This window comes from Bacillus sp. JJ1764, from assembly GCF_036962145.1.
GTDB lineage: Bacteria > Bacillota > Bacilli > Bacillales > Cytobacillaceae > Neobacillus.
Window position 1 is genome coordinate 1 of sequence record NZ_JBALNY010000187.1, and the last position, 1,262, is coordinate 1,262.

Annotated in this window: 1 protein-coding gene; it reads right to left on the reverse strand. The window is 33.3% G+C overall.

The genetic code is table 11. From position 1 onward, the window contains the following. Positions 1 to 174: 174 nt before the first annotated feature. Positions 175 to 1,086: a nuclease-related domain-containing protein gene (locus V7083_RS20860; RefSeq protein WP_335481547.1), complete on the reverse strand. Its 912-nt coding sequence runs from the start codon at positions 1,084 to 1,086 to the stop codon at positions 175 to 177. Positions 1,087 to 1,262: the final 176 nt, after the last annotated feature.

Sequence of the window (1,262 nt, forward strand, 5' to 3'; positions counted from 1 at the left end):
GTTGATGAAGAACAAAAGGAAGTGGAGAACCAAAACAACTGTCCTTCATGAGATAGATGAATGACAAAAGAAGGAGTTGTCCAAAAAAATTGTCTTTCATTCGGGTGATGAAAGACAAAGAATTCAATGTAGAATTGAACTGAACAAATGAATTGATGTTCTAAAAAATCGCGATCACTCGTAATATGCCCATTGATGAGCTCCAGTAATTTTATAATTTTTCTCAAGTGTCCTACTGATCCTTCTTTTAGATTCAATCACCTTACACCAGTCATAAATCCGATTCGTTGTAACTTTTTCTTCAGGAAACAATAGCTTGTACTCCTCAACCATTCTGAGTATTACCGATTCAACTATCTCCTCAAAACCACACGCCTTACAAATAAATTTTCTACCTACAACAGATCTGAAAAAAGAGTGACAATTAGAACAGGTGGTTCCTTTTTTAAGTTGGCTGTATGAATAGGACGGAAAATTTGAATATGGGGTCTCATTTGTTTGTAAATTGATGACTTTTTCTGCCGATTGTATGTGCTTTTGATTTAGGAAAGAAGGGGTTGAATTTAGTTTTCTTATAAAACTATTTAGCTGAGTGGGGAGAATAACTGGTTGATTTAGTGGAAGTTGAAAAAGGGTGCACTCTGGGTTTATAAAAACAAGGTAAGGTATGATAGGCGTGAAAATACCTAATTTTTGAAGTAGATTACGTAGCATTATATTGGCCCTTTTAAGCTGATCAAAGGGATTTTGTATTTCCTTATTACTCCCAACAACATACATCTTTCCATCATGGAAATAATATTCTCCTTCAAAATTTTTTACATCGATAAGGTAATTGATTCCGTCTGACATCATTAATGAATCAACTTGAAATGTGGTATTTCCTGATTTGAATAACAAGTCGTTTAAGAGTAGCATTTTTGCTTTGAGATTTTCCTCAATAAATTCATCGAACATCACCTCTCCTTGATAGCCCTTTTCTAGTGTGAAATAGGTGTTCTTTTCATCTTTTGTTAATATCATCCTGTTGTCTAAGCTCCGGTACACTTTTAAATCACGTGGTTCTTGGCGTGGCTTAATAATCATAGCTCAAATCCTTTCCTATAAAAATGTATTTATATTTTTAATTTTAATAAAAATAAAGATAAAGTGGGTAGAAAAGTATGAATATTGTGTTAATATTTTTAGGGATCTAACACCAAGGTAATGAAAATAATAGAGCGGAAGTAGAGTACTCTTCATCTAGGGTATGAATGACAAAC

Coding starts and splice junctions, on each gene's coding strand:
- V7083_RS20860 (WP_335481547.1), bottom strand. CDS start 1,086: ATGATTATTAAGCCACGCCAAGAACCACGTGATTTAAAAGTGTACCGG.